Genomic DNA, 26,845 nt, shown 5'->3' with positions numbered 1-26,845 from the left:
CTCCGATCCCGTCGTTTTGGCTGACGAGTCTGTGATCGAGGGCCTGGACTATTGGCGCACGCTCGAGATCAAGCAGCAGCCCACGTGGCCGGATCAGGATGCGGCGGCCGCTGCCTCTGCGGAGATCGCCACGCTGCCACCGCTGGTCTTCGCCGGTGAAGTGGACCAGCTCCGCGACCGTCTCGGCCGCGCCGCCGACGGCAAGGCGTTCCTGCTGCAGGGAGGCGACTGCGCCGAGACGTTCGCCGGCGCGACCGCCGACCAGATCCGCAACAGGGTGAAGACCGTGCTGCAGATGGCCGTCGTGCTCACCTACGGCGCATCCATGCCTGTCATCAAGATGGGGCGCATGGCCGGGCAGTTCGCCAAGCCGCGCTCCAGCGACACCGAGACGCGCGGCGGCGTCACGCTGCCCGCATACCGCGGCGACATCGTGAACGGCTACGACTTCACGCCGGAGTCGCGCCAGGCCGACCCGCGCAGGCTGGTCAAGGGCTACCACACCGCCGCATCCACGCTGAACCTCATCCGGGCGTTCACGCAGGGTGGCTTCGCCGACCTGCGCCAGGTGCACAGTTGGAACAGAGGCTTCGCCGCCAACCCGGCCAACCAGCGCTACGAAGGCCTGGCCAAGGAGATCGACCGCGCGATCAAGTTCATGGAGGCGGCGGGAGCCGACTTCGACGAGCTCAAGCGCGTGGAGTTCTACTCCAGCCACGAGGGTTTGCTGATGGACTACGAGCGTCCGATGACGCGCATCGACTCACGCACGGGCACCCCGTACAACACGTCGGCGCACTTCATCTGGATCGGGGAGCGCACGCGCGACCTCGATGGAGCGCACGTCGACTTCCTGTCCAGGGTGCGCAACCCGATCGGCGTCAAGCTCGGCCCGTCGACCACCCCGGAGACGATGCTGGAGCTCATCGAGAAGCTCGACCCGAACCGCGAGCCTGGGCGTCTGACGTTCATCACGCGCATGGGCGCCGGCAAGATCCGGGATGCGCTTCCCCCGCTGCTCGAGGCCATCAAGGCGTCGGACGCGAAGCCGCTCTGGGTCACCGACCCGATGCACGGCAACGGCCTCACGACGCCGAACGGCTACAAGACCCGCCGCTTCGACGACGTGGTGGACGAGGTCAAGGGCTTCTTCGAGGCGCACCGCGCCGCTGGAACGCACCCGGGCGGCATCCACGTGGAGCTGACCGGCGACGACGTCACCGAGTGCCTCGGCGGCTCGGAGCACATCGACGAGGAGACGCTGGCGACGCGCTACGAGTCGCTCTGCGACCCGCGCCTCAACCACATGCAGTCCCTGGAGCTCGCGTTCCTCGTCGCCGAGGAGCTCGCGGCCCGCTAGCCCCGCGCCCCACCTGCGCCATCGAGCCCAGGGTTCTTCACCTTATAAGCCGTGCTTGAGGTGAAGAACCCTGGGCTCGACTGCTTCAGCCGAAGATGGGCTTGAAGGTGACCTTGACCGTCGAGCCCTTTTTGGCGTCGGTGCCTGCGGCGGGGTTGGTGCTCGCGACGATGGCGACGCCGGGCAGGATGTCCGCCGTCTTGTCGTAGTCGAGCTGGAACCCGGCGTCCTGGAGCGCCTTCTTGGCGTCGATCCAGGTCTTGCCGGCGACATCGGGCACGGGGACGGGCTCCGGGCCTTTCGACGTCTCCAGCAGGAGCGTGTCGTTGGGCTTCACCGGGCCGTCGCTCTGCGCCTGCGCCTGGATGACGTCGCCCTCCGGCACCGTGTCGCTGTAGCTCTGCGGCCCTTGCTCGGCGAACAGCCCGACGTCTTTGAGGGTGGCCGTCGCGTCTGCGACCGACGTGCCGGCAACGCTCGGGATGGCGCCGACCGACACCACCAGGCTCACCTTGGCGCCCTCGAAGTACTTGCCGCCGCCGGAGAGGTCGGTGCCGTCGGCCGTCGCGGCCGAGATGACCGTGCCCTTCGGGATCTTGGCGTCGAACTGCTGGGCGACCGGTCCGAGCTGCGCTCCGACTCCGGTGATCAGGGACGTGGCTTTCTCCTGCGTTTGCCCCGCGAGGGCTGGAACGTCGATCGGCTTAGGGCCCTGCGACACCTTGAGGGTGACGATGCTCCCGCGATTCGCGGACGCTCCCGGCTCAGGATCGGTGTTGGAGACCAGCCCGATGGCGATGGTGGTGCTGTACTCCTGGCCGAGCTTGGTCTCGAAGCCGAGCGCTTTCAGTTGCGCGGCCGCCGCATCCGGGGTCTTGCTCGCCACGTTCGGGATCTGCACCAGCGAGCCGGGGCCCGAGCCGAAGTACCAGCCGGTGCCGCCCGCGACGCCGGCGAGCAGGATCACGAGCGCGAACAGCCACCAGCCCTTGCCGCGCCGCCGCTTGGCCGTGGCGGTGAGGGTGTCGATGGTGCTCGGCGTGGTGGACGCGACCTGCTGCCGGATGGCCGGGTTGATGATCTGCGTGTCGCCGTCGTCGATGCCGGGGCCGAACGCGGGAGGCATGACCATCGTCGGCTGGAAGGCCGAGGTCTCGCCCCTGATCGCCTTCTCGGCCTCGACCAGACGGTCGAGCATCTCCCTCGCGTCCTTCGGGCGCTGGTCGGGGTCTTTGGCCGTGGCCCAGAGCACGAGGTCGTCGAGCTCCGCCGGCACGGCAGGGTTCTTGCTGCTCGGCGACGGCACGGAGTCGTTGGCGTGCTGATACGCGATCTGCATCGGCTGCTCGCCCTTGAACGGCTGCTCGCCGGTGAGCATCTCGAACATCATGATGCCGAGCGCGTAGATGTCGCTGCGCGCATCCGCCACTCCGCGGGTGACGAGCTCGGGGGAGAGGTACGCGATGGTGCCGAGGAGCGCCTGGCCGGTCGCCGTGTTGGCGCTCGCGGCCCGCGCGAGCCCGAAGTCGCCGATCTTGATGCGCCCGTCGTCCGCCAGCAGCACGTTCTCCGGCTTGAGGTCGCGGTGCACGATCCCCGCCTTGTGCGCTGCAGCCAGGCCGGAGAGCACCGCCTCCATGATGTCGATGGTCTGCTCGGGGGTGAGCTTGCCGTAGTCCTTCAGCAGATCGCGCAGGGTGATGCCGGGCAGGTACTCCATGACCAGGTACGCCATGTCGGAGTCCTGGCCCTGGTCGAAGACGTTGACGACGTTCGGATGCGCGAGCCGGGCGGCAGAGCGCGCCTCTTGCACGAAGCGGCTCTTGAACGTGCTGTCGTCGGCGAGGTGGCCGTGCATGATCTTGATCGCGACCCTGCGCTCGAGGCGCAGATCGGTCGCGAGGTACACGGTGGCCATGCCGCCTCTGGCGATCCGCGAGCGCACCTGATAGCGGCCGTCGATAAGACGGCCGATCATGGGATCGGTCTGGCTCGTGGTCACGAGTCGAGTTTAGGGAAAGGGGTCTGCGCGAAGCCTGCAAAACACCGTGAACGGCCGGGCTGTGATCGCGTTGTGACCATCCAGGGCCCGATCACCCGAGTTGGGCGAGCCAGGCCCGCGCCGACGCCTCCCATTTCGCGTACGCGTCCGGGTACGCGGAGATCTGCACGGCCTGTGCGGCCTGGGTCACGCTCATCGATGTCCAGCCAGGGATGTCGAGCAGTCCTCGGGTGCGACCGGCGTTCGGATTGGTCTTCCCGCCGTAGAACGCCATCGCCGCGAAGTGCGGGTCGAGGATCTGGGCGGGCGAGCCCCATCCGGTGCTCGGACGCTGCTGGAACAGGCCGAGCGAGTCGCGGTCCCCGTAGCGCACATTGCGCATCCCGGACTCCTGGGCGGCCGCGGCGAGGGCGATCACGATGCCCTGGTCGCTGACACCCTCCTGTCGTCCGACCTGCACGATGACGGCCGCGTTCGCGCGCATCTCGTCGGTCAACGCGACGACCGCGCCGGTGGCAGGGGCGGGGATGGGCGCCGGCGCAACCGGGGCTGGTGCCGGTGCAGGAGGCGGTGCGGGCGCTGCCGCGTGCGGGGTGTTCAGCGCGGCCGTCGTCATCCCAGGGATGGTGACGAGCTGGCCGGGGAAGATCAGGCTGGACCTGCTGAGTCCGTTGGCGCTCAGCACGGCGCTGGTCGCGACGCCGAACCGCGCGGCGATGCCGCTGATCGTGTCGCCGGACGCGACTTTGTACTTGCTCGCGGCGGGAACGGGCGATGGGGCGGTGACGGGCGCCGCGACGGCGCCTCCGCCAAGGGCGAGCACCTGCCCGGGGAAGATGAGGCTCTTCCAACTGAGTCCGTTGAGGGCGAGCACGCTCGCGGTGGACAGCCCGAACCTCCCGGCGATGCCGGAGACGGTGTCGCCGTTCTGCACGCGGTAGCTCGCCGGGGCGGCAGCCACCGCCGTCGCACCCGTGGATGCGTTCTGCGCCCCGCCGATGGCGCTCACGGTGGAGCCGTTCTCGCCCTGCTTCTGCGGCGCCTTCTCTTTCGAGCGCTCCGCCTCGCCGCTCGGTGCCGCTGCATGCGCCGGTGTCACGAGCCCGAGGGTGACGGCGACGGAACTGGCGATGGCGATGGGCACGGTTCCGAAGATCCCGCGCGTCGTCCTGCGCTGAGCGCGCGTCGGAGTGTCCGTTGCTGAGCTGGTCTCACTGTCGATCATCGACATAGAACCCCCACCTTCGTGCTGTGTTGCGAGTCTCCACGCTGACACACAATGAATTAGGAGTCAATTAGTGTGACGGATGTGATTTGAGTTTACATGATCGTAACAATTGGATGCGCTCACGCCGGGGGCCAGGCCGTGGCACTCTTGAGGGGTGACTGAGCAAGCCCCAGCCCGCGAGTGGCTGACCATCCCCGACCTCGTCGACTCCCTCGGACTCGGTGTCAGCCGGGTCCGCCGCCTGATCGACGACCGCCACCTGGCGGCCAAGCGCATCGACGGCGTCCTCAAGGTCCCGTCCGACTTCCTGAAAGACGGCCAGCCGCTCGGTGAACTCCGCGGCACGCTGATCGTGCTCGGCGACGCCGGTTTCGACGACGAGGAGGCCGTCGACTGGCTCATCCAGGAGGACGAAGTCCTCGGCACCGCGCCGATCGACGCGCTGCGCGCCGGCCGCAAGGCCGAGGTGCGTAGGGTCGCCCAAGCGCTGGCCTGACTGCCGCTCGCCTGACCGCCGCTCGCCTGCTGCGGCTCAGTAGTTCCTGCGGGTGACCGTCACGGCCAGCTCGCGCAACTGCGCCTTGGCCTGCGCGCCGAGCGGGGCGGTGTCGAGCGCCTCGATCGCCCGCGCAACGTTGTCGGCGATCAGCTTCTCCACGTTGTCCACGGCCCCGGATGCGCGGATCGTCATCTGCATCGTCTCGATCTGCTGAGCGGTGAGGGCCGGGTCGCCGAGGAGTTCGTCGAGCGTGGAGCGCGCGCCGCTGGGGATCGCATCCCTGGTCAGAGCGATCAGCACGGTGCGCTTGCCCTCCCGGAGGTCGTCGCCGCTCGGCTTGCCCGTGACGGAGGCGTCTCCGAACACGCCGAGAAGGTCGTCGCGAAGCTGGTAGGCGATTCCGAGCGGGAGCCCGAACCGGCGCAGGGCGTCGAGCTGGCCGATCGTGGCCCCGGCGAGGCTGGCGCCAATCAGCAGGGGGGCCTCGATGCTGTACTTGGCCGACTTGTAGACGATCACCCGCTCCGCGCGTTCGAGCTGGTCGGCGTCCGGCTGGCTGCTCCAGCCGATCTCCTCGAAGATGTCGAGATACTGCCCGGCCATCACGTCGATGCGCATCCGGTTGAACTCCGCCCGCGCCGCGCGCCGGGCGGACGGGCTGACCACCTCGGTGAGCCCCTCGTCGAACAGTTCGTCGCTGAGGATCAGCAGCAGATCGCCGAGCAGGGTCGCCGCCCCCGTCCCGAACGTCTCGCCCGAGCCCTGCCAGCGGTTCTCAGCGTGCAGCGACTCGAACCGCCGATGGGCGGCAGGAGCACCGCGTCTGGTGTCCGAGTTGTCGATGATGTCGTCGTGCACCAGCGCGGCCGCGTGGAACACTTCGAGGGCGCTCGCGGCGGACACGACGGCGTCGAGCGGACCGCCGGGCGTGATGGTCTCGAGGTCCTCGTTCCCCGCCGAACGGACGGCTTGCCAGCCCCAGAAGCAGAACAGTGCCCGGAATCGCTTGCCGCCGCTGAGAAAATCCCGGGAGTACGCCGCGATCGGGGAGAGTTCGTCCGCGATGGAGACGAGAATGGATGCGCGTGCATCGAGGAATCCATCGATTCTGGACTGGATGAGGTCGACGAACCGAATGCTTTCTGACACACGCCTAGCCTAGCCATCACGGCGGGACTAGAATCAGGCTCACAACGCCACGAACCCGGGAAAGAGGGGGAAACGGATGCCGCTTTCGGAACATGAGCAGCGCCTCCTCGAAGAGATGGAGCGCAGCCTCTATCAGAACGACGCAGATTTCGTCGCGAAGGTCGGAGGCACGCGAGCTCGACCCGCGTACCGCTCCATCGTGCTCGGCATCCTCATCGCCGTGGTCGGCATCGCCGTCCTCGTCACCGGGGTGTTCGTGCAGCAGCCGCTGGTCGGCATCCTCGGCTTCGTCGTGATGTTCGCCGGTGTCCTCGTGGCCATCGCCCCTGGCAAGCGCATCGCGCCGGACCCGGATGCGACCCCGTCGCCCTCCAGCCGTGGCGCCAAGCAGGGCAAAGCCGCCCAGGCCGGCTTCATGAACAAGCTCAACGACCGCTGGGACAAGCGTCAGGACGGGCAGAGCTAGGCGCCCTCCCTCCACAGGGCTCCACGCCCACCCCTTCTTCGGGCCGATCTTCGGATCGGCCCTTTTTTTGTGCCCTTTTCGCGCCCGGTTGATCCAAACCCATCCACTTCCCTCCACCGCAGATTTCCCTGATTTTCCGCGGCTTGTTGACCCCTTATCGGGGCAATATTCCCGAATCTGCTGAAAATGTGGATGGATGTGGAGTAAAGTGGAGCCACACCGCAACCTTGGCCGGAAGAGTGGGGGGAGTCACCGATGTTCCTCGGTACGTACGCCCCCAAGCTCGACGAAAAAGGGCGCATCATCCTGCCGGCCAAATTCCGGGATGAGCTCGCGTCCGGCATCGTCCTCACTCGCGGCCAGGAGCACTGCGTCTACGTCTTCAGTCAGCGCGAGTTCGAAGCGCTGCACGAGAAGATCCGGCAGGCGCCGGTGACGAGCAAGCAGGCCCGCGACTACCTCCGCGTCTTCCTCTCCGGAGCGAGCTCGGAGGTTCCGGACAAGCAGCACCGCGTGACGGTGCCGCAGACCCTGCGGTCGTACGCAGGACTCGATCGCGACCTGGTCGTGATCGGTGCGGGAAGCCGCGCAGAGATCTGGGACGCACAGGCATGGGAGACCTACCTGGCCGAGCAGGAAGCAACATTCGCCAACACCACAGAGGAGGTGATTCCGGGACTCTTCTAGCCCCTGACGCCCGACTCCCAGCCATTCATACCGCCCTGACGCACTTCCCCGGCGCCAGGTACCGAATGGATGGGGATCAGGTTTCAGGAGCCGGTCCTCTCGCATCATGACCGACGATCAGATCCACACCCCGGTCCTCCTCGAGCGCTGCATCGAGCTGCTGGCCCCCGCCCTCGACACCCCGGGAGCCGTCTTCGTCGACGCCACCCTCGGGATGGGAGGGCACTCGGCGGGCATCCTCGAGCGCTTCCCCGACGTCACACTGGTCGGTCTCGACCGCGACCCGGACGCCCTCGCCATCGCGGGGGAGCGTCTGGCCAGGTTCGGCGACCGCGTGCACCTGGTGCACACGGTCTACGACGGCATCCTGGATGCGCTCGACGGCCTCGGCATCGACGAAGTACACGGCATCCTGTTCGACCTGGGCGTCTCGTCGCTGCAGCTCGACAGGGTGGAGCGCGGCTTCTCGTACTCGAAGGACGCCCCGCTCGACATGCGGATGGACGGCACCAGTGAGCTGACCGCCGCAACGATCCTCGCCGAGTACAGCGAGGCGGACCTGCGCCGCATCTTCCGTGAGTACGGCGAGGAGAAGCTCGCGGCCCGTTACGCGCAGAAGATCGTCGCCGCCCGCGAGGTCGAGCCGTTCGTGCGCTCCGCGCAGTTGGTGGACGTGATCACCAAGGCGACCCCGGTGGCCGTGCAGCGTCAGGGACACCCGGCCAAGCGCGTGTTCCAGGCGCTGCGGATCGAGGTCAACCAGGAGCTGTCGGTGCTGGAACGGGCGATCCCCGCCGCCATCGACGCTCTCGCGGTCGGCGGACGCATCGTCGTCGAGGCGTACCAGTCGCTCGAAGACCGGATCGTGAAGCGCGAACTGCAGACCAGGTCCACCTCCAGCGCACCAGCGGGGCTTCCGGTGGAGCTGCCGGAGCACCGACCGGAGCTGAAGCTGCTGATCCGTGGCGCCGAGCTGGCGAATGACGAAGAGAAAGCGGCGAACCCGCGAGCGACGCCTGTTCGCTTGCGTGCGGCCGAACGCGTGAGGAGGGGCTCGTGAGCACCAATCTGGCCGAGAAGCGCCCATCCATCGGGTGGATCGGACGCACAGCGCCACGGCCGGAGGTCGAGGAGCGCCCCAGTCACCTCGAGGTCGTCACCACCCGCTCGCAACGTCGGGCGCGCCCGCGCACCGTCTACGCGATCATCGCCGTCGGCGTGCTGTTCGGCGTCGTCGTCGCCCAGTTGCTGATGAGCATCGCCGTCTCCCAGGGGGCGTACCAGCTCAACTCGCTGCAAGACAAGCAGACCGAGCTGCAGCGTTCGTACCAGGCGGCGTCTGAGGACCTGAACCGGCTTTCCTCACCGCAGAACCTCGCAGCGAATGCCAACGCGCTCGGGATGGTCACCAACAGCAACCCGGTCTACCTGCGCCTGTCCGACGGCGCGGTGCTCGGTGCTCCGATCCCGGCGAACGGCGCCGCGGGCACCGTGACGGGCGGCCAGGGCAACCTCGTCCCGAACTCGCTGCTCGCCGGGGTCCCGCTCGCGGCGGCCAAGACTCCGGCAGCGAACGCGACGGCGACGCCCCTCACTGGTGCGCCAGCGGGATCGACGGCGGGCGCCAAGACCGGCGCCGGTGCCGGGTCGGCCTCGGCGGGCGCGCAAGCTGAGAATTCCGGCAGCACGAGCGCGCCGGACACGCAGGCGACACCGCCGACCGTACCGTTGGACGGAGCGTTGCCGACCCCGGTGACGCACTGACGCGGGGACGAGTTCCGAACGTGCTTACGAGAAAGATGATGCGGCGCAGGACCGCCATCACGGTCGTCGCTGTCGCGGCGACCGTCGGCATTCTGGGCGCCAAGCTGGTCGACATCCAGGTCGTCAACGCCGCCGAGCTGCAGAAGAAGTCCGTCAACGCCAAAGAGGTCGAGACGACCCTGCTCGGCGCCCGCGGCAGCATCGTCGACGACAGCGGCACGGTCCTCGCCGACACGGTGTACAAGTACACCGCCGCAGTCTCCCCGCGGGATGCGGTGGCCGGCAAGGACGGCAAGGCCACCATGATCGAGGCGGCGGCGAAGATCGGCGCCATCACCGGTCAGGGCGGCCCCGCGGTGCAGAAGATCATCGAGGACGCCCTCGCGGCCAACCCGAAGTCGCAGTACGCCCTCGTGAAGACCGGCCTCGACGTCGGCGCGTTCACCAAGCTCGACAAGCTCCCGTACCCGTGGCTCACCTTCACCAAGGTGCCGGCACGCACGTATCCGAACGGCGCCGTCGCGGGGAACCTGCTCGGCTTCGTCTCCGCCGGCGGACTCGGCGGTCTCGAGGACAGCGAGAACGCCTGCCTCGCCGGCGAGAACGGATCGCAGACGTATCAGCGGGGAGCGGACGGCGTCGCCATCCCCGGCAGCACGGTCACGCAGAAGGACGCGAAGGACGGCGGCACGCTCAAACTCACCATCGACCGCGATCTGCAGTGGTTCAGCGAGCAGACGCTCGCCCAGCAGGTCGCAGCGACGGGGTCCAAGTTCGGCTTCGTGACCGTCGCCGACGCCAAGACGGGCAAGATCAAGGCCATCGCCCAGTGGCCGGCTCTCGACCCCAACAACATCGATGCCACGGACTCGCAGTACTGGGGTCTCCTGCCGTTCACGACTCCGTACGAGCCCGGTTCGACCTTCAAGGCGCTCACCGCCGCGATGCTGATCGACCAGGGCAAAGCGAGCCCGACGAGCGAGGTGCTCGCCCCGTACCGCTTCGTCTCCGGCCAGGGCGCAGATCTGCACGACTCCGGCTATCACGACCCTGAACGGCTGACCCTCACCGGCGTGCTCATGAACTCGTCCAACGTCGGGATGTCGATCCTCGGCAAGGCGCTCACCGACCAGACCCGCTACGACTACCTCAAGAAGTTCGGGATCGGCGATGCCACCGGGGTGCCGTACCCCGGCCAGTCGGACGGCATCCTGAACCCGGTCGCCGACTGGGACGACCAGACCAAGTACGCCACGATGTTCGGCCAGGGCGTCTCCGCCACGCAGGTGCAGATGGTGAGCGCCTACCAGGCGCTCGCCAACGGCGGCAAGCGCATCCCGCTGTCGCTGGTCGAGGGATGCACGAAGTCGGACGGCACGGTCGTCGACGTCCCGAAGCCCAAGGCCACCCAGGTCGTCTCCGCCGACGCGGCCAACACCACCCTCGGGATGATGGAGAGCGTCGTCACCCAGGGCGAGCTCGCCAGACAGCTCCAGATCCCCGGCTACCGGGTCGCCGCGAAGACCGGAACGGCGCAGCAGCCGGACGGCAACGGAGGCTACCTGCCGTCGTACTACGTGTCGGTCATGGGCGTCGCCCCTGTCGACGATCCGCAGTACGTCGTTTCGGTCAACCTCGGATACCCGACTACCATTACTTCGTCGGCAGCCGCCGCTCCGCTGTTCCACACGATCATGAGCCAGGTGCTGAAGACCTACCGGGTGAAGCCGTCAACGTCCACCCCGGCCGACTACCCTCCGTACTACTGAAAGTGAGCCCCGTGACAGGACCGGCGCCTACGTCCCTGCGCCCCGAACATCCCGTCGCCCGACCGCTCGCACAGCTGGCCAGGGAGTTCGGGCTGGAATGGCGCGGCGATCTCGATGCAGTCGAGGTCACCGGTGTCGCACTCGCGACCACCGCCATCGAGCCAGGCGACCTCTACGTCGGCGTCCCCGGCAGGAACGCCCACGGTGCGAGCTACGCGGCGAAGGCCGCTGAGGTGGGCGCCGTCGCGATCCTGACCGACGAGGAGGGCGCGGAGCTCGCCGCAGACAGCGGCCTCCCCGTCATCGTCACCCAGGATGCGCGTGCGGCCCTCGGCGCGGTCGCCGCGTGGATCTACCGCACGGACGAGAACGCGGCGACGCTGTTCGGCGTCACGGGCACGAACGGCAAGACCAGCGTCGTGTACCTGCTGAACGCGATCCTCGGGCAGCTCGGCGTCGTCTCCGGCCTCAGCTCCACCGCGGAGCGCCGCATCGGCAGCACCGCGATCACGAGCAAGCTGACCACTCCGGAGGCGAGCGAGTTGCACGCCCTGCTGGCCAGGATGCGCGAGGAGGCCGTCCGCGCCGTCGCCATCGAGGTCTCGGCGCAGGCGCTCAGCCGCCACCGCGTCGACGGCATCGTGTTCGACGTCGTCGGCTTCACGAACCTCAGCCACGACCACCTCGACGACTACGACGCGATGGACGACTACTTCGCGGCGAAGCTGGAGCTGTTCCAGCCCGACCGCGCCCGCCGCGGCGTCATCACGGTCGACTCCGACTGGGGCCGCGCCCTGGTCGAGCAGTCCCGCATCCCGGTCACCACGCTGTCGACGTCTCCTGGCGGAGAAGCCGAGTGGACCATGACGGTCACCGACGAGACGCTGGAGCACACCGCGTTCGTGCTGGAGGGCCCGGAGGGCAGCCGCATCGAGACGCGCGTGCCGCTGCTCGGCTCGTACATGGCGGCGAACGCCGCGCTCGCGATCATCATGCTCGTGGAGTCGGGGTACGACCTGCACGCCATCGGAGCGGCGCTCGACCGCGACGGCGGCATCGACGCGTACATCCCCGGTCGCGCAGAGCGCATCTCCGGCGACCGCGGCCCGGTCGTCTTCATCGACTACGGCCACAGCCCCGACGCGTTCCTCTCGACCCTGAGCGCGCTCCGCAAGGTCAGCGACGGCAAGATCGTCATGGTCTTCGGAGCGGACGGCGACCGCGACACCACCAAGCGCACCGACATGGGCGCCATCGCGGCCCGCGGGTCGGATGCGGTGGTCATCACCGACTTCCACCCGCGCTGGGAGGACCCGGCCGCCATCCGCGCGACCCTCCTCGACGGAGCGCGCGGGGCCGTCCCCGACCTGGAGCTGTACGAGGTGGCAGATCCCAGGGCGGCGTTCCGCACGGCGCTCTCGCTCGCCGGAGAGGGCGACGTGGTGCTCTACGCGGGCCCCGGGCACGAGGACTACCAGGAGGTCGCGGGGGAGCGCATCCCGTATTCCGCCCGCGACGACGCCAAGCTGGCGTTGCGAGAGGCCGGGTGGCTCTGATGATCGGCCTGACTCTGGCGGAGATCGCGTCCGCCACCCGTGGCTCCCTCGTGCTCGACGGCACGGGCGCGACCGAGGAGACCGTCGTTGACGGCCTCTCCACCACCGACTCCCGCGAGGTCGTGGACGGCACGCTGTTCTTCGCCAAGCACGGCGAGTTCACCGACGGCCACCTGTTCGTGCCGCAGGCCGTGGATGCAGGAGCCTCCCTCGTCGTGGTCGATCACGCTCTCGACACCTCCGGCTGGTCCCGTCCCGTCCCGCAGCTCGTGGTCGACGACACGGTCGTCGCGCTCGGCGACCTCGCCACCGAGGTCATCGCACGCGTGCGCTCGGCCGGCCTGCTGAAGATCGTCGGCGTCACCGGCTCGAACGGCAAGACCACAACCAAGAACCTGCTGCGCGAGATCCTCGAGCAGGTCGGGCCGACCATCGCTCCGCGGGCGTCGTTCAACAACGAGGTCGGCGCTCCGGTGACCATGCTCGAAGTCACCGAGGACACCGAGTTCCTCGTGGCGGAGATGGGCGCGAGCGGCATCGGCGAGATCGCGCGCCTCGTGCGGATGGCGCGCCCGGACATCGGCATCGTCCTCAAGGTCGGGCTCGCCCACGCGGGAGAGTTCGGCGGCATCGAGGCGACGCTGGCCGCGAAGACCGAGATGGTCAGCGACCTGCTGGACTCGGACGTCGCGGTCCTCAACCTGGACGACCCGCGGGTCGCGTCGATGGCGGACAAGACCGTCGCGCGCATCCTGTGGTTCGGGCTGGACGACCGCGCAGCGGTGCGGGCGACGGACATCGTCTCGAGCGCCCGCGGCACCTCGTTCGTGCTGCACCTGCCGAACGGCGAGTCCCGCGCTGTGCAGTTCCGGGTGCTCGGCGAGCACCACGTGATGAACGCGCTGGCCGCTGCCGCTGCCGCCCACACGCTGGACGTCGGCATCGACAGGATCGTCGACGGCCTGCAGAGCGTCACCAGGGCCGAACGCTGGCGGATGGAGGTCATGGGCGGTGCCCGTGGCGTCACCGTCATCAACGACGCATACAACGCCAGCCCTGACTCGATGGCGGCGGCGCTCAAGACGCTCGCGCAGATCGCGGAGCCCGGCGGACGCACCGTCGCGGTCCTCGGCGAGATGAGCGAGCTCGGCGAGTTCTCCGGCGAGGAGCACGACCGCATCGGTCTGCTCGTCGTGCGCCTCAACATCGACCAGCTCATCGTCGTCGGCCCCGCGGCACGCCGGATGCACATCTCGACCATCAACGAGGGCTCGTGGGACGGCGAGTCGAAGTACTTCGACACGCCGGACGAGGCCTTCGAGCACCTGCAGGAGTCCCTGAACGAGGGGGACACCGTGCTGGTGAAGTCCTCCAACTCCGCCGGTCTCCGGTTTCTGGGCGATCGACTGGGAGAATTGTTCTCGTGAGAGCTCTGCTGACGTCCGGTGCGCTGTCGATGGCGTTCACCCTGTTCCTCACACCCGTGTTCATCCGGTTGTTCCGTCGCCTGCAGTGGGGACAGTTCATCCGCGACGACGGCCCGCAGAGCCACCACGCCAAGCGCGGCACCGCCACGATGGGCGGGATCGTCGTCATCCTCGGCACGCTCTTCGGGTACTTCGTCGCCCTCCTGCTGACCGGTGACGAGACCAGCGTGTCCGCGCTGCTCGTGCTGTTCCTCATGGTCGGTCTCGGCGTCGTCGGCTTCATCGACGACTTCCTCAAGACCAGGAGGGAGCGCAGCCTCGGCCTCACCGGCTGGGCCAAGGTGGCTGGACAGGTGGTCGTCGCGACGGTCTGGGCGTTCCTCGCGATCATGTTCCCGAACGGCAACGGCGACACGCCCGCGACCATGAGCGTCTCGCTCATCCGCGACCTGCCGATCGACTTCATGTCGATCACCAAGTTCGGCGCCATCGGCGTGATCGTCGGCTACGGGCTCTACCTGATCTGGATCAACTTCATCGTGGCCGCCACGTCGAACGGCGTGAACGTCACGGACGGTCTCGACGGCCTGGCGTCCGGTGCATCCATCCTCGCCATCGGCGCGTACATCATCATCGGCTTCTGGCAGTCCATCCAGTCCTGCTCGAACATCAAGCTCGACCCGGCGAACGTGGCAAAGTGCTACGACGTGCGCGACCCCTTCGACCTGGCGATCGTGGCGACAGCCATCGTCGGCGCTGTCGTCGGCTTCCTCTGGTGGAACACCTCGCCTGCGCAGATCTTCCTCGGTGACACCGGCTCGCTCGCCCTCGGCGGCGCGGTCGCGGCCCTCGCGATCCTCAGCCGCACCGAGCTGCTGCTCGTCCTCATCGGCGGCCTGTTCGTGATCGAGGCAGGCTCGGTGATCGTGCAGCGGGCGTACTTCAAACTCACCAGGGGCAGACGCATCTTCCTGATGAGCCCGATCCACCACCACTTCGAGTTGAAGGGCTGGGCGGAGGTAACGGTCGTCGTGCGGTTCTGGATCATCGGCGGACTGCTGGTCGCAGCGGGCGTCGGCAGCTTCTATCTCGAATGGCTCGCGACGTGACAGAGCTCGACGATCGCCTGGCTGCGCTGACCAGTTGGCACGCCGACTGGCGCGGCCTGCGCGTGGCCGTCTACGGCCTCGGCGTCACCGGCTTCTCCGTGGCGGACACCCTCGCCGAGCTCGGCGCGGACGTGCTCGTGGTCACGGCGAAGGCCGACGACGAGCGCGCGATGCTGCTCGAGGTCATCGGCGCCGAGCTCCTGGAGGAGGCCGACCTGAGCGCACCCCCGGCGCGGCTGGCGGAGTTCGACCCGGAGCTCGTGATCGCATCCCCCGGCTTCCACCACGACCATCCACTGCTGAACTGGGCGGCCGAACGCGGCACGCAGATCTGGGGCGACATCGAGCTCGCCTGGCGGTTGAGGGACAAGGTCGGTGCACCGGCCGACTGGATCGCCGTCACCGGCACCAACGGCAAGACCACCACCGTGCAGCTCACCGCGACGATGCTCGTCGCCGGTGGATACCGTGCAGCGCCGTGCGGCAACATCGGCATCCCGGTGCTGGACGCCATCCGCGACCCGCAGGGCTTCGACGTGCTGGTGGTGGAGCTGTCGAGCTACCAACTGCACTGGATGAACAGGAACGCGGGCGGCGAGCTCTCGCCGTACTCGGCCGCCTGCCTGAACATCGCAGACGACCACCTCGACTGGCACGGCTCGCTCGACGCGTACAAGGCCGCCAAGGCCAAGGTCTACCAGAACGCGCAGGTCGCCTGCGTCTACAACAAGGCGGACAGCGCGACCCGCGAGATGGTCGAGGAAGCGGAGGTCATCGACGGCGCCCGCGCCATCGGCTTCGGTCTCGACGTGCCGGGCCCGAGCGACTTCGGCATCGTCGACGGCATTCTCTGCGACCGCGCGTTCCTCGAAGACCGGTTCACCACGGCCATCGAGCTGACCACGCTCGACGAGCTGCGCGAGGCCGGCCTTGCCGCACCGCACGTCGTCGCCAACATCCTCGCCGCCAGCGCGCTCGCCAGGTCGTACGGGGTCGAGCCCATCGCGATCCGGGATGTGCTGGCCGCGTTCCGCCTGGACGCCCACCGCATCGAGCTGGTGCGCATCGAGGCCGGTGTGCACTGGGTGGACGACTCGAAGGCGACCAACCCGCACGCCGCCTCAGCATCGCTGCGCGCATACGAGTCCGTGGTCTGGATCGCGGGCGGCCTGCTCAAAGGCGTCGACATCGACGAACTGGTGCGCACGCACATCGGCAGGCTTCGCGCCGTCGTGCTCATCGGAGCGGACAGGGAGGCGCTGCGCTCCGCATTCGCGCGACACGCCCCCGAGCTCCCGGTCTACGAGGTGGACGCCGACGAGACTGAGAATGTGATGCCGTTGGCGGTCAGGCTGGCCGGTGGCGTCGCGCAGGCAGGAGACACCGTTCTCCTCGCTCCTGCGGCGGCGTCGATGGACCAGTTCTCCGACTACGCAGAGCGTGGCCGTCTCTTCCAGGCGGCTGTCAACGAGTTCTTTGGAGGTGAGGCGGATGACCAATCCGCCTCGCACCCTGGAGAGGCCTGACCTGGAGAAGTCCGGCGCGTCCTCGTCGAAGCTCGCCGGTCTGACCGCGCGGATCTCGCTCGGCAAGGCGGTGCAGGCCGAGTCGGCGAACTATTTCCTACTGCTCGGCATCACCCTGTTCATGGTCGTCTTCGGACTCGTGATGGTGCTGTCGTCGTCGTCGGTGGAGTCGCACAACGACACGGACAACTTCTTCGCCAGGTTCTGGTCGCAGGGTGCGTACGCCCTGATCGGCCTGCCGCTGATGTTCATCGTCTCGCGGCTGCCCTCGCGGTTCTGGAAGAAGACCATCTGGTTCTTCCTCGCCTTCGCCTGCTTCCTGCAGTTGCTCGTGCTCTTCACCCCGCTCGGGATGGAGATCGGCGGCAACCGCAACTGGCTCAAGATCGGCTCGCAGACGCTCCAGCCGTCCGAGGCGATCAAGGTCGCGCTCGTCGTCTGGCTCGGGGTGGTGCTCGCCCGCAAGAAGGACATGCTCTGGCAGTGGAAGCACGTCGCCGTTCCCATCGTGCCGATCGGCGGAGGGGCGATCCTGCTCGTCACGCTCGGCGGTGACCTCGGAACCACGATGATCATGGCGGCCATCCTGCTCGGCGCTCTGTTCTTCGCGGGGGTGCGGTTGCGGCACCTGGCCGTCGGCACGATCGCCATCGGCATCCTCGCCTTCCTCGTCGCCATCTCCAGTGAGTCGAGGCTCGGGCGCATCGCAGCGCTCTTCGGCGGTTCGTCCGCCGCCAACCCGGATGTGAACTGGCAGATCGACAACGGCTTCTACGCGCTCGCCTCCGGCGGCGTGTTCGGCGTCGGGCTGGGCAACTCGCACTCCAAGTGGTCCTGGCTTCCCGCTGCCGACACCGACTTCATCTTCGCCATCATCGGAGAGGAGCTCGGACTGATCGGCGCTGTGGTCGTGCTCATCCTGTTCGTGCTGCTGGCGATCGTGTTCCTGCGCATCATCCACGCGTCCACCGACCCGTTCGCGCGCGTCACGACGGCGGCGATCATGGTGTGGCTGATCGGCCAGGCGTTCGTGAACATCGCGGTGGTGCTCGGCGTGATACCCGTGCTCGGCGTGCCGCTCCCACTGATCTCTGCGGGAGGCACTGCGATGATTAGTTCCATGATCGCAATCGGAATCGTCCTGTCCTTCGCCCGGGAGACCGGCCGTGAGGCGCGCCGCGAGCGCGTCGCGGACGGCTCGGCGGAGTGACCCGCTACCTTCTGGCCGGTGGGGGAACCGCCGGTCACGTGAACCCGTTGCTCGCCGTCGCCGACCGGCTCCGCCGTGACGATCCGGCGGCCGAGGTGCTGGTGCTCGGCACGGCGGAGGGCCTGGAGGCCCGCCTCGTCCCTGCCCGCGGCTACGAACTGGCGACCATCCCGAAGCTGCCGTTCCCTCGCCGCCCGAACGCCGCCGCCCTCCGGTTCCCCGGCGAGTACCGGCGAACGATCCGCACGGTGACCTCGCTCATCCGGGATCGCGGCATCGACGCCGTCGTCGGTTTCGGCGGTTACGCCTCTGCGCCCGCATACTCCGCCGCGCGCAAGGCCGGTGTGCCGCTCGTCTTGCACGAGGCGAACGCCAAGCCCGGCCTCGCCAACCGGCTGGGCGCCCGGTACACGCCGTACGTCGGCGTGGCCTTCGACGGCACGAGACTCCCGCACGCGACCTTCGTCGGGATGCCCCTCCGCGTCGAGATCGAGGACCTCGACCGCGCAGCGTCCCGGCCGCTCGCCGCAGCCGAGTTCGGTCTCGACGCTTCGCGGCCGACCCTCCTCGTCACCGGGGGCTCGCTCGGCGCTCGTCGGATCAACCAGACCATCGCCGACCGCGCGCAGGCCATCGTCGCCGCCGGGTACCAGATCCTGCACATCCAGGGTGGCCGCGGCGAACTGTCCGACCCGGGCATCGAGCACTACAGGCTGCTCGACTACTGCGACAGGATGGACCTCGCCTTCGCGATCACCGACGTCGCCGTCGCGCGCGCGGGAGCGGCGACCGTCTCCGAGTTCGCCGCCCTCGGCATCCCTGCCGCCTACGTGCCGTTCCCGGTCGGCAACGGTGAGCAGCGCTTCAACGCGGCCGGCGTGGTGCAGGCGGGTGGGGGAATCCTCGTCGACGACGCGGCGTTCCTTCCCGCGTGGGTGGATGCGAAGTTCCTGCCGCTGCTCGCCGACGGCGTCGCCGTGGCTGCGATGGGCGCCCGCGCCGCGACAGCCGGCGTCCGCGACGGTTCCGACCGCATGGTGTCGCTCATCCGAAGCTCGCTGTAGAGCGCGTACCGTCATACTTGATGGTGCGATTCCGTCCCGACCGAAAGCAGTGCTCGTGATCAAACCCGACCTCACCATGACGCTCCCCGAGGAGCTCGGCGCCCTCCACTTCGTGGGCATCGGCGGCTCGGGTATGAGCGGCATCGCCCGCCTGTTCCTCGAGGCCGGGTACACGGTGACCGGTTCCGACGTGCGCGAGTCTGCCAACGTGCTCGCCCTCCGCGAGCTCGGCGCGACCATCGCCGTCGGTCACGCCGCGGAGAACGTGGGGGATGCGGACACGCTCGTCGTCACCGGCGCGCTCTGGCAGGACAACCCGGAGTACCAGCTCGCGCTCGCGAATGGCCTTCCCGTCCTGCATCGCTCGCAGGCGCTCGCCTGGCTGATCAGCAGGAAGCGCCTCGTCTCCGTCGCCGGGGCGCACGGCAAGACCACCTCGACCGGGATGGTCGTCACCGGCCTCCTCGGCATCGGAGAGGACCCGAGCTTCGTCAACGGCGGCGTCATCGAGTCGCTCGGCAAGAGCTCGCAGACCGGCTCCGGCGACCTGTTCGTCGTCGAGGCGGACGAGTCGGACGGTTCGTTCCTGCTCTACGACACGGCTGTGGCCCTCATCACCAACGTCGACCCCGACCACCTCGACCACTACGGGTCGCTCGAAGCGTTCGAGGACGCGTTCGTCACCTTCGCCCGCGAGGCGAGCGAGTTCGTCGTCGTCTCCTCGGACGACGCCGGCGCCGTGCACGTCACCGGCAAGCTCCGTGCGGAGGCGCCGGACAAGCGCATCGTGACCTTCGGTGAGGCGGAGGACGCCGAGGTGCGCGTGCACTCCATCGTCACCGACGGCCCCGTGGCCTTCACGCTGTCATACGACGGCGCCGAGTACTCCGCGCAGCTCCGGGTGCCCGGCCGCCACAACGCGATCAACGCGGCAGGCGCGTTCGCGGTGCTCACCGGCCTCGGCTTCGACCCGGCAGCGTCCCTGGCCGCCATCGCCGAGTTCGGCGGCACAGAGCGCCGCTTCGAGCTGCACGGCACAGTCGGCGGTGTCAGCGTCTACGACGACTACGCCCACCACCCGACCGAGGTGGCCGCCGCCCTGGCCGCCGCGCGCACGGTCGTCGGTGAGGGCAGGATCATCGCCGTCCACCAGCCCCACCTCTACAGCCGCACGCGCCTGTTCGCGAAGGAGTTCGCCGAGACGCTGGAGACCTACGCGGACGAGACCGTCGTGCTCGACGTGTACGGTGCCCGCGAAGACCCGGAGCCCGGCGTGACCGGGGCACTCGTGGCCGACCGGTTCGCGCATCCGGAGCACGTCGCGTTCATCGCCGACTGGCAGGATGCCGCCGACCACACGGCCGAGATCGCCCGCGACGGCGACTTCGTGATCACCCTCGGCTGCGGTGACGTCTACCGCATCGTGCCGCAGTTGCTCGACTCGCTCCGCCGCGTGCGAGGATAGCCGTCCCGTCGTGAAGCGTCCCCAGGGTTTCGACCGGTCGGCTGCCGGCGTTCAGCCGCAGCCGCCCGTCGCACCGCCGAGCCGTCCTGAGGCGAGCACGGAGCCCATTCCGATCGTCAGGGCGAGCCCGGCGGATGCGGCGCCCTCGGTCGCCGCTTCGGCTCCCGCTGCCGCTTCGGCCGAGCGCAAGCCCGCCGAGCCGTACGACCACCTTCCGTCCAACCGGGAGATCAGCCGCGAGCTGCGCAAGGCCAAGAAGGAGCGCGCACGCGTCGAGCGCGGCGAGGTGCGTCGCTTCACCAAGCGCTCCCGGCGCAGGAAGCTCGTCTGGTTCTCCGCGCTCGGCGTCGTGGTCGCTCTGGTCCTCGGGGTCACACTGACCGCGTTCTCCCCGCTGATGGCGCTGCGCACCATCGAGGTCACCGGCACCTCCCGCCTCGATGTCGCGGCGGTGAAGAAGGCGCTCTCCGACCAGGTCGGCCGACCGCTTCCCCTGGTCGACCAGGGCGCGATCCGCGGCGACCTCGCCGCGTTCCCGCTGATCAGGAGCTACAGCGTCGAGAGCCACCCGCCGAACACGATCGTGGTGCGGATCGTGGAGCGCCAGCCGATCGGCGTGCTGCAGAGCGGTTCCACGTTCACCCTCGTGGATGCGGCGAAGGTCTCGATCGCGACCGCAGGCACGCGGCAGGACGGCTATCCGCTGATCACCGCATCCGGCGCCGCGGCGGAGACGGACGCCAAGTCCGGTTTCGCGGCGGCCGCCGAGGTGCTCCGCGCGCTGCCGGCCGACCTGCTCGCCCGCGTCGACACGATTTCGGCGACGACGGCCGACGATGTGAGCTTCACGCTCCGCGACAGCGGCGCGAAGGTGATCTGGGGGAGCGCGGACGACTCGTCGCTCAAGGTGGCCGACCTGTCCGCCCTGCTGAAGGGCGCATCCACCGCCCGTGTCTTCGACGTCTCGTCCCCACACAGCGTGACGACGGGTTGACCGGGCAGAATGGCCGGGTTGGGCGCCGACTTTTCCGACACGCCCCGTGCGATACGCGGGCAGAGCCCGTGCGCACCTAACGTCGAATCAAGAATTGCATACTGAGCATAACTTTAAGCCTCGACTTGAGGTTGAAGGTTCCCAGTGGAGGCCGGACGTGACATCAAACCAGAACTACCTCGCCGTGATCAAAGTCGTCGGCATCGGCGGCGGCGGCGTCAACGCCGTCAACCGGATGATCGAACTCGGGCTTCGCGGCGTCGAGTTCATCGCCATCAACACGGATGCGCAAGCACTGCTGATGAGCGACGCCGACGTCAAGCTCGACGTCGGCCGTGAGATCACCCGCGGACTCGGAGCAGGAGCCGACCCGGAGGTCGGTCGCCGCGCAGCCGAGGACCACGCGGAGGAGATCGAGGAGGCGCTCGCCGGCGCCGACATGGTCTTCGTCACAGCTGGCGAGGGCGGTGGCACCGGCACAGGAGGCGCTCCCGTCGTCGCGCGCATCGCCAAGTCCATCGGCGCGCTCACCATCGGTGTCGTCACCAAGCCGTTCGGCTTCGAGGGCAAGCGCCGCTCTGAGCAGGCGGAAGCCGGTGTGCAGCGGCTGAAGGAAGAGGTCGACACCCTCATCGTCGTGCCGAACGACCGGCTGCTGGAGATCAGCGACCGCGGGATCAGCATGTTGGAGGCGTTCTCCACCGCCGACCAGGTGCTCCTCGCCGGTGTGCAGGGAATCACCGACCTCATCACCACCCCCGGCCTCATCAACCTCGACTTCGCCGACGTCAAGTCGGTCATGCAGGGAGCGGGGTCCGCCCTCATGGGCATCGGCTCCTCCCGCGGAGCCGACCGCGCCATCAAGGCGGCGGAGCTCGCCGTCGCGTCCCCGCTGCTCGAGGCGAGCATCGACGGGGCGCACGGCGTGCTGCTCTCCATCCAGGGTGGGTCGAACCTCGGTATCTTCGAGATCAACGACGCGGCCCGGCTGGTGCAGGAGGCCGTGCATCCAGAGGCCAACATCATCTTCGGAGCCGTCATCGACGACACCCTGGGCGACGAGGTGCGCGTGACGGTCATCGCAGCCGGATTCGACGGCGGAGAGCCCAACGCGGTCAAGGCGCAGCTCGCAGAGGCGCGCCGCACCACGTTCGTCGAGGCCGGCGACGAGGACGGGCTGGCGAGCACCGCCGCGCTCGACGCAGAGGACATCCCATCGCCGTCCACGGACGCCTGGTCTGCGGGGGAGAGCCCCGTGTCCGACGCCGCGCCCAAGGACCCTGCCTTCGACGACGAGAATGACGACCTCGACATCCCCGACTTCCTCAAGTAGTCCGCTCGCGGAGCGGCTCGGCGCCGTGCGGGCAGGCATCGCCGATGCCGCCCGCGCCGCCGGGCGTTCGCCGCAGGAGCTGACGACCATCGTCGTCACCAAATTCCACCCGGCGTCGCTCGTGCGCGAGCTGGCGGAACTCGGCGTCGCCGACGTGGGGGAGAACCGTCACCAGGAGGCGCAGGCCAAGGCGGCGGAACTCTCCGACCTCGACCTGCGCTGGCACTTCGTCGGGCAGCTCCAGAGCAAGAAGGCGAGACAGGCGCGTGCGTACGCGTCCGTCATCCACTCGGTCGACCGTGTGTCGCTGGTGGATGCACTGCGCTCGGACGAGTGGGACGTGGACTGCTTCGTGCAGCTCAACCTCACAGACGACCCCGCTCGCGGCGGCGTCGCAGACCGCGACCTCGAACCGCTCGTCGACCACATCGTCGACACGCCGGGCCTCCGGCTGCTCGGCGTGATGGCGGTCGCGCCGATCGACGAGGAGCCCCGTCGCGCCTTCGAGCGGGTCCGGCTCGCGAGCGAGCGCGTCCGCCGCATCGCGCCGGACGCCACGAACATCTCCGCAGGCATGTCCCAGGACTACGCCGACGCCATCGCGGAGGGGGCGACACACCTTCGCATTGGCACGGCCATTACCGGGAATCGACCGCAGCCCGGTTAATCTCGAAGAGAAGGTTCGTCGTGCGTGGAAAGCGACGGCGCACAGGTACACGGAGGATCGCATGTCCAACCCGCTGAAGAAGACGATGGTCTACCTCGGCCTCGCCGACGAAGAGCTCGAGTACGACGAGCAGGCTCAGGAGCAGCCGCAGCGTCAGCAGGCGCCCCAGCAGCACCAGGCGCCCGTCGCACCCGTTCCCCATCCAGCACCGGTCGCCCCCGTGGCCGGTCGCGCCCCGGTGACCCCGCTGCGCAAATCGTCCACCGCACGGAATGTTTCGGTACAGGAAATGAACGAGATCCTCACGGTCCACCCCCGCCAGTACCGCGACGCCCAGGCGATCGCCGAGTCCTTCCGCGAAGGCATCCCGGTGATCATCAACCTGTCGCAGATGAGCGAAGGGGATGCACGTCGCCTGATCGACTTCGCCAGCGGCCTCTCGCAGGGCCTCTACGGCAAGATCGAGCGCGTCACGCCGAAGGTCTTCCTGCTCTCCCCGTCGCACGTCGTCGTCTCCGGCGAGCACGGCGGCCAGGACGCCGAGGTCGACGCGTCCTTCTTCGCCCAGGGCTGACCCCGCTTCGCCCAGGGCGAAACCACCGACACTCCGAGAGCGCGCCGTTCCCAGCTTGGGCGGCGCGCTCTCGGCCATACTGAGACTCGTGTTCGTCCTCTCCATCGTCGCCACTGTGGCGTACTACCTCCTCCTGATCTATTTCTTCGTGCTCTGGGCGCGCTTCGTGCTCGACCTGGTCCGCACCTTCAGCAGGGGATGGCGGCCGCGCGGCTTCGGCCTGGTGCTCGCGGAGTCGGCGTACGTGGTGACCGATCCGCCGATCAAGTTCTTCCGCAGGATCATCCCTCCGCTCTCGATGGGCCCGATCGCCATCGATTTCGGGTGGAGCCTCACGATGCTGGTCGTCATCATCGGCCTGTACGTGACACCCGGTCTTATCTGAGAGTCGATCCGCAGCCAGGTGCGCCTCGGGATGTAGTGTTGACGAGCCGACGCCGGATGAGTGCGGGCGGAGTGCGCACCCCCAGCGCACTTTGCTAGCGTTGGCTGAACGCATTTTTTTGTTCGTACCCCAAGATCTAAGGTGGCTTGCCATGGCGCTGACTCCGGAAGATGTAGTCAACAAGCGGTTCCAACCGACGAAGTTCCGTGAGGGCTATGACCAGGACGAGGTCGATGACTTCCTCGATGAGGTCGTCGTCGAACTGCGTCGTCTGAACCAGGAGAACGAGGAGCTCAAGCAGCGCCTCGTGGCGAGCGATTCCCGCATCGCCGAACTGCAGCGCAGCGGAGGCCAGGGCGGCGCAGCCCCCGTCGCCGCAGCTCCCGCAGCCGACAACGGCGAGGTCACCCGCCTGCAGCAGGAGAACGAGGAGCTCAAGCAGCGCCTCGCCGCAGCCCAGCAGGCAGCGCAGGCAGCACAGGCGGCCCCCGCGCAGGCAGCGGCTCCGGTCGCAGCAGCGGCGGCGGGCGCGGCGACCGCCGCGTACACGGCTCCGGACGCAAGCGCATCCGACCCCAACAGCACCAACAACCTCCTGCAGCTGGCCCGCCGCCTGCACGAGGAGCACGTGCGCGAGGGCATCGAGAAGCGCGACGCGCTCATCGCAGAAGGACACGCCACCGCCGCACGCATCGTCGCAGAGGCGGAGTCCAAGCAGCGCGCTCAGATCAGCGCACTCGACCAGGAGCGCACGTCGCTGGAGAGCCGCATCGACGGCCTCCGCTCGTTCGAGCGCGAGTACCGCGAGAAGCTGAAGGGCTACATCGAGGGCCAGCTCCGCGACCTCGAGAGCTCGTCGGTCTCCGGCTCCGGCACGGGCGGCTACGCCGCGCAGCGCTCCACGCAGGACGCAACGGGCAACGTCAACTCCGGGGCGGTCCCCACCCCGGTGTCCGCCAGCGCCGGCGACAACGCCGCCAACGGCCAGGACCAGGGCCAGCAGCCCCCGGTCTTCCCCGGCTTTGGAGGCTAGTACCTCCCGCGCCAAGGTCAGCACCCGGGCCTTGGTGATCCTCGGTGCGGTCGCGCTCGTCGTGTACCTCATCGACCAGATCGCCAAGGTCCTGGTGGTGCAGAACCTGTACGAGGGACAGCGGGTCGAGGTTCTCGGCCAGCTCCTGCAGTTCAACTTCGTCAAGAACGCGGGCGCCGCGTTCTCGATCGGGAGCGGGTCCACCTGGATCTTCTCGATCGTGGGGGTCGGCGTCCTCGGCTTCGTGATCTGGTACGCCCCGCGGATCCGGTCGGCTGCCTGGGCCATCCTGTTCGGGCTGTTGCTCGGGGGCCTGCTCGGCAACCTGACCGACCGGCTGTTCCGGGAGCCGGGCTTCGGGGTCGGCCACGTGGTCGACTTCCTGCAGATCCCGCTCCTTCCCGCCATCTTCAACCTGGCCGACGTGGCCATCGTGTCGAGCATGGTGCTGTTCCTCATCCTCACCATCCGCGGCATCGGCCTCGACGGCAAGCGCACGGACGACGAGGAGGAGGCGGAGGCCGAAGCGGTCGCCGCCGAGGCGGAGCCCGACCCGCACAACCTGCCGCACGGGTCTTCCGACGCCGACGTGCGCGGCGAGCAGCACGACAAGCCCACCGCCTAGTCATGGAATCCCGGAGTTTCCCCATCCCTGACGGCCTCGAAGGCAGCAGGGTGGATGCGGGCCTCGCCAAGCTCCTCGGCTTCTCGCGCAGCTTCGCCGCCGAGATCGCCGAGGCGGGCGGCGTGACCGTCGATGGTCGCGATGTGGGCAAGTCGGACAGGCTCTCGGCCGGAAGCTGGCTCGAGGTGAGCTGGCAGCCGAAGACCGAGGTGCAGATCGTGCCGATCGCCGTGCCGGAGCTGACCATCGTGCACGACGACGACGACATCGTCGTGATCGACAAGCCGGTCGGCGTCGCCGCACATCCCGCCGCCGGCTGGGAGGGTCCGACCGTGCTCGGTGCCCTCGCGGCAGCGGGTTTCCGCATCTCCACCTCCGGCGCCGCCGAGCGTGCGGGGATCGTCCACCGGCTGGATGCGGGCACCAGCGGCCTGATGGTGGTCGCCAAGTCGGAGCGTGCGTACACCCACCTCAAACGGGCGTTCCACGACCGCACGGTGGAGAAGATCTACCACGCCGTCGTCCAGGGCCACCCCGATCCGCTCGTCGGAACAGTGGATGCTCCGATCGGCCGCCACCCGAAATCCGACTGGAAGTTCGCGGTCGTGGCCGGCGGAAAGCCGTCCGTGACGCACTACGAGACCATCGAGGCGTTCCCTGCCGCCAGCCTCCTCGAGGTGCACCTGGAGACCGGCCGCACCCACCAGATCCGCGTGCACATGGCCGCCCAGCGGCACCCATGCGTCGGAGACGCGATGTATGGAGCGGACCCCACGCTGTCGGCCAGGCTCGGCCTCACCAGGCAGTGGCTGCACGCCGTGCAGCTCGCGTTCGAGCATCCCGGTTCCGGCGAGTGGGTCACCTTCACCACGACGTACCCGGAGGATCTGCAACACGCACTCGACGTGCTTCGCACGTCGTAGGCACGACGTAGTCTTAAGCCCTCACCTCGA

General features: G+C 68.5%; 25 protein-coding genes. 22 read left to right on the top strand and 3 right to left on the bottom strand.

The window, feature by feature from the left end; translation table 11 throughout:
- The first annotated feature begins 31 nt into the window (after window positions 1–31).
- Window positions 32–1,360, top strand: a complete 1,329-nt coding sequence (locus ACYVGI_RS08725) for a class II 3-deoxy-7-phosphoheptulonate synthase (protein ID WP_157480411.1) — start codon at window positions 32–34, stop codon at window positions 1,358–1,360.
- 85 nt (window positions 1,361–1,445) lie between these two features.
- On the opposite strand, the gene pknB is transcribed toward ACYVGI_RS08725, so the two are convergent.
- Together pknB and ACYVGI_RS08715 are read right to left on the bottom strand one after the other, a co-directional pair.
- Window positions 1,446–3,362, bottom strand: a complete 1,917-nt coding sequence (pknB, locus tag ACYVGI_RS08720; protein ID WP_460632208.1) for a Stk1 family PASTA domain-containing Ser/Thr kinase — start codon at window positions 3,360–3,362, stop codon at window positions 1,446–1,448.
- Window positions 3,363–3,453: 91 nt separating this feature from the next.
- Window positions 3,454–4,587 carry a LysM peptidoglycan-binding domain-containing protein gene (locus ACYVGI_RS08715; protein WP_460632426.1) on the bottom strand — a complete coding sequence of 378 codons (1,134 nt, stop codon included), beginning with the start codon at window positions 4,585–4,587 and terminating at the stop codon, window positions 3,454–3,456.
- Between the two features lie 157 nt (window positions 4,588–4,744).
- On the opposite strand from ACYVGI_RS08715, the gene ACYVGI_RS08710 reads away from it, so the two are divergent.
- Window positions 4,745–5,086 (top strand): Rv2175c family DNA-binding protein, encoded by a 342-nt coding sequence (locus ACYVGI_RS08710; protein WP_055895981.1) that lies wholly within the window; start codon window positions 4,745–4,747, stop codon window positions 5,084–5,086.
- 36 nt (window positions 5,087–5,122) lie between these two features.
- Here ACYVGI_RS08710 and ACYVGI_RS08705 read toward each other — a convergent pair whose 3' ends face one another.
- The gene (locus ACYVGI_RS08705; protein ID WP_460632207.1) at window positions 5,123–6,238 is read right to left on the bottom strand and encodes a polyprenyl synthetase family protein; all 1,116 of its coding nucleotides are present in this window, start codon (window positions 6,236–6,238) and stop codon (window positions 5,123–5,125) included.
- Window positions 6,239–6,314: 76 nt separating this feature from the next.
- Between ACYVGI_RS08705 and ACYVGI_RS08700 the strand changes: the two genes are divergently transcribed.
- The 20 genes from ACYVGI_RS08700 to ACYVGI_RS08605 all read left to right on the top strand — a co-directional run bounded on the left by ACYVGI_RS08700 (window position 6,315) and on the right by ACYVGI_RS08605 (window position 26,815).
- Complete coding sequence (locus ACYVGI_RS08700; protein ID WP_460632206.1) at window positions 6,315–6,704, top strand: DUF3040 domain-containing protein; 390 nt, start codon at window positions 6,315–6,317, stop codon at window positions 6,702–6,704.
- 255 nt (window positions 6,705–6,959) lie between these two features.
- Complete coding sequence (gene mraZ / locus ACYVGI_RS08695) at window positions 6,960–7,391, top strand: division/cell wall cluster transcriptional repressor MraZ (RefSeq protein WP_055895993.1); 432 nt, start codon at window positions 6,960–6,962, stop codon at window positions 7,389–7,391.
- Window positions 7,392–7,497: 106 nt separating this feature from the next.
- Window positions 7,498–8,451: a 16S rRNA (cytosine(1402)-N(4))-methyltransferase RsmH gene (rsmH, locus tag ACYVGI_RS08690; RefSeq protein WP_460632205.1), complete on the top strand. Its 954-nt coding sequence runs from the start codon at window positions 7,498–7,500 to the stop codon at window positions 8,449–8,451.
- On the top strand, window positions 8,448–9,155 hold the full coding sequence (locus ACYVGI_RS08685) for a hypothetical protein (RefSeq protein WP_460632204.1): 708 nt from the start codon (window positions 8,448–8,450) through the stop codon (window positions 9,153–9,155). The genes rsmH and ACYVGI_RS08685 overlap by 4 nt, the downstream gene beginning before the upstream one ends.
- Window positions 9,156–9,175: 20 nt before the next feature.
- Window positions 9,176–10,924 carry a peptidoglycan D,D-transpeptidase FtsI family protein gene (locus ACYVGI_RS08680; protein ID WP_460632203.1) on the top strand — a complete coding sequence of 583 codons (1,749 nt, stop codon included), beginning with the start codon at window positions 9,176–9,178 and terminating at the stop codon, window positions 10,922–10,924.
- Window positions 10,925–10,935: 11 nt separating this feature from the next.
- The gene (locus tag ACYVGI_RS08675; RefSeq protein WP_460632202.1) at window positions 10,936–12,480 is read left to right on the top strand and encodes a Mur ligase family protein; all 1,545 of its coding nucleotides are present in this window, start codon (window positions 10,936–10,938) and stop codon (window positions 12,478–12,480) included.
- A complete protein-coding gene (locus ACYVGI_RS08670; protein WP_460632201.1) occupies window positions 12,480–13,907 on the top strand; it encodes a UDP-N-acetylmuramoyl-tripeptide--D-alanyl-D-alanine ligase in 1,428 nt (475 codons plus the stop codon). Before ACYVGI_RS08675 ends, ACYVGI_RS08670 begins: the two co-directional genes overlap by 1 nt.
- Window positions 13,904–15,016: a phospho-N-acetylmuramoyl-pentapeptide-transferase gene (gene mraY, locus ACYVGI_RS08665; protein WP_460632200.1), complete on the top strand. Its 1,113-nt coding sequence runs from the start codon at window positions 13,904–13,906 to the stop codon at window positions 15,014–15,016. The genes ACYVGI_RS08670 and mraY overlap by 4 nt, the downstream gene beginning before the upstream one ends.
- Window positions 15,013–16,542, top strand: a complete 1,530-nt coding sequence (gene murD / locus ACYVGI_RS08660; RefSeq protein WP_460632199.1) for a UDP-N-acetylmuramoyl-L-alanine--D-glutamate ligase — start codon at window positions 15,013–15,015, stop codon at window positions 16,540–16,542. Before mraY ends, murD begins: the two co-directional genes overlap by 4 nt.
- Window positions 16,508–17,752: a putative lipid II flippase FtsW gene (gene ftsW / locus ACYVGI_RS08655; protein ID WP_460632198.1), complete on the top strand. Its 1,245-nt coding sequence runs from the start codon at window positions 16,508–16,510 to the stop codon at window positions 17,750–17,752. The genes murD and ftsW overlap by 35 nt, the downstream gene beginning before the upstream one ends.
- On the top strand, window positions 17,749–18,816 hold the full coding sequence (locus tag ACYVGI_RS08650) for a UDP-N-acetylglucosamine--N-acetylmuramyl-(pentapeptide) pyrophosphoryl-undecaprenol N-acetylglucosamine transferase (RefSeq protein ID WP_460632197.1): 1,068 nt from the start codon (window positions 17,749–17,751) through the stop codon (window positions 18,814–18,816). The genes ftsW and ACYVGI_RS08650 overlap by 4 nt, the downstream gene beginning before the upstream one ends.
- Before the next feature lie 55 nt (window positions 18,817–18,871).
- The gene (gene murC, locus ACYVGI_RS08645; protein WP_460632196.1) at window positions 18,872–20,281 is read left to right on the top strand and encodes a UDP-N-acetylmuramate--L-alanine ligase; all 1,410 of its coding nucleotides are present in this window, start codon (window positions 18,872–18,874) and stop codon (window positions 20,279–20,281) included.
- 10 nt (window positions 20,282–20,291) lie between these two features.
- Window positions 20,292–21,275: a cell division protein FtsQ/DivIB gene (locus tag ACYVGI_RS08640; RefSeq protein ID WP_460632195.1), complete on the top strand. Its 984-nt coding sequence runs from the start codon at window positions 20,292–20,294 to the stop codon at window positions 21,273–21,275.
- A 157-nt stretch (window positions 21,276–21,432) separates the two neighbouring features.
- Complete coding sequence (gene ftsZ, locus ACYVGI_RS08635) at window positions 21,433–22,608, top strand: cell division protein FtsZ (RefSeq protein WP_460632194.1); 1,176 nt, start codon at window positions 21,433–21,435, stop codon at window positions 22,606–22,608.
- Complete coding sequence (locus ACYVGI_RS08630) at window positions 22,574–23,275, top strand: YggS family pyridoxal phosphate-dependent enzyme (protein WP_460632193.1); 702 nt, start codon at window positions 22,574–22,576, stop codon at window positions 23,273–23,275. Before ftsZ ends, ACYVGI_RS08630 begins: the two co-directional genes overlap by 35 nt.
- A 61-nt stretch (window positions 23,276–23,336) precedes the next feature.
- A complete protein-coding gene (locus tag ACYVGI_RS08625; RefSeq protein ID WP_055896036.1) occupies window positions 23,337–23,849 on the top strand; it encodes a cell division protein SepF in 513 nt (170 codons plus the stop codon).
- Between the two features lie 88 nt (window positions 23,850–23,937).
- On the top strand, window positions 23,938–24,234 hold the full coding sequence (locus ACYVGI_RS08620) for a YggT family protein (protein ID WP_460632192.1): 297 nt from the start codon (window positions 23,938–23,940) through the stop codon (window positions 24,232–24,234).
- A 151-nt stretch (window positions 24,235–24,385) separates the two neighbouring features.
- Window positions 24,386–25,267: a DivIVA domain-containing protein gene (locus tag ACYVGI_RS08615; protein ID WP_460632191.1), complete on the top strand. Its 882-nt coding sequence runs from the start codon at window positions 24,386–24,388 to the stop codon at window positions 25,265–25,267.
- Between the two features lie 34 nt (window positions 25,268–25,301).
- A complete protein-coding gene (gene lspA, locus ACYVGI_RS08610) occupies window positions 25,302–25,892 on the top strand; it encodes a signal peptidase II (RefSeq protein ID WP_460632425.1) in 591 nt (196 codons plus the stop codon).
- Between the two features lie 2 nt (window positions 25,893–25,894).
- Entirely contained in the window at window positions 25,895–26,815 is a 921-nt protein-coding gene (locus ACYVGI_RS08605; protein WP_460632190.1) for an RluA family pseudouridine synthase, read from the top strand.
- Window positions 26,816–26,845 lie beyond the last annotated feature (30 nt).

Source organism: Leifsonia lichenia (genome assembly GCF_054780215.1).
This window is presented reverse-complemented; position numbering and strand designations above follow the sequence as displayed.

What these genes read in the sequence shown, in the direction of transcription:
- ACYVGI_RS08715 (WP_460632426.1), bottom strand. Translation starts at nt 4,587, where the DNA reads ATGATCGACAGTGAGACCAGCTCAGCAACGGACACTCCGACGCGCGCT.
- ACYVGI_RS08700 (WP_460632206.1), top strand. Translation starts at nt 6,315, where the DNA reads ATGCCGCTTTCGGAACATGAGCAGCGCCTCCTCGAAGAGATGGAGCGC.
- mraZ (WP_055895993.1), top strand. Translation starts at nt 6,960, where the DNA reads ATGTTCCTCGGTACGTACGCCCCCAAGCTCGACGAAAAAGGGCGCATC.
- rsmH (WP_460632205.1), top strand. Translation starts at nt 7,498, where the DNA reads ATGACCGACGATCAGATCCACACCCCGGTCCTCCTCGAGCGCTGCATC.
- ACYVGI_RS08670 (WP_460632201.1), top strand. Translation starts at nt 12,480, where the DNA reads ATGATCGGCCTGACTCTGGCGGAGATCGCGTCCGCCACCCGTGGCTCC.
- ftsW (WP_460632198.1), top strand. Translation starts at nt 16,508, where the DNA reads ATGACCAATCCGCCTCGCACCCTGGAGAGGCCTGACCTGGAGAAGTCC.
- ACYVGI_RS08630 (WP_460632193.1), top strand. Translation starts at nt 22,574, where the DNA reads ATGACGACCTCGACATCCCCGACTTCCTCAAGTAGTCCGCTCGCGGAG.
- ACYVGI_RS08625 (WP_055896036.1), top strand. Translation starts at nt 23,337, where the DNA reads ATGTCCAACCCGCTGAAGAAGACGATGGTCTACCTCGGCCTCGCCGAC.
- ACYVGI_RS08615 (WP_460632191.1), top strand. Translation starts at nt 24,386, where the DNA reads ATGGCGCTGACTCCGGAAGATGTAGTCAACAAGCGGTTCCAACCGACG.
- ACYVGI_RS08605 (WP_460632190.1), top strand. Translation starts at nt 25,895, where the DNA reads ATGGAATCCCGGAGTTTCCCCATCCCTGACGGCCTCGAAGGCAGCAGG.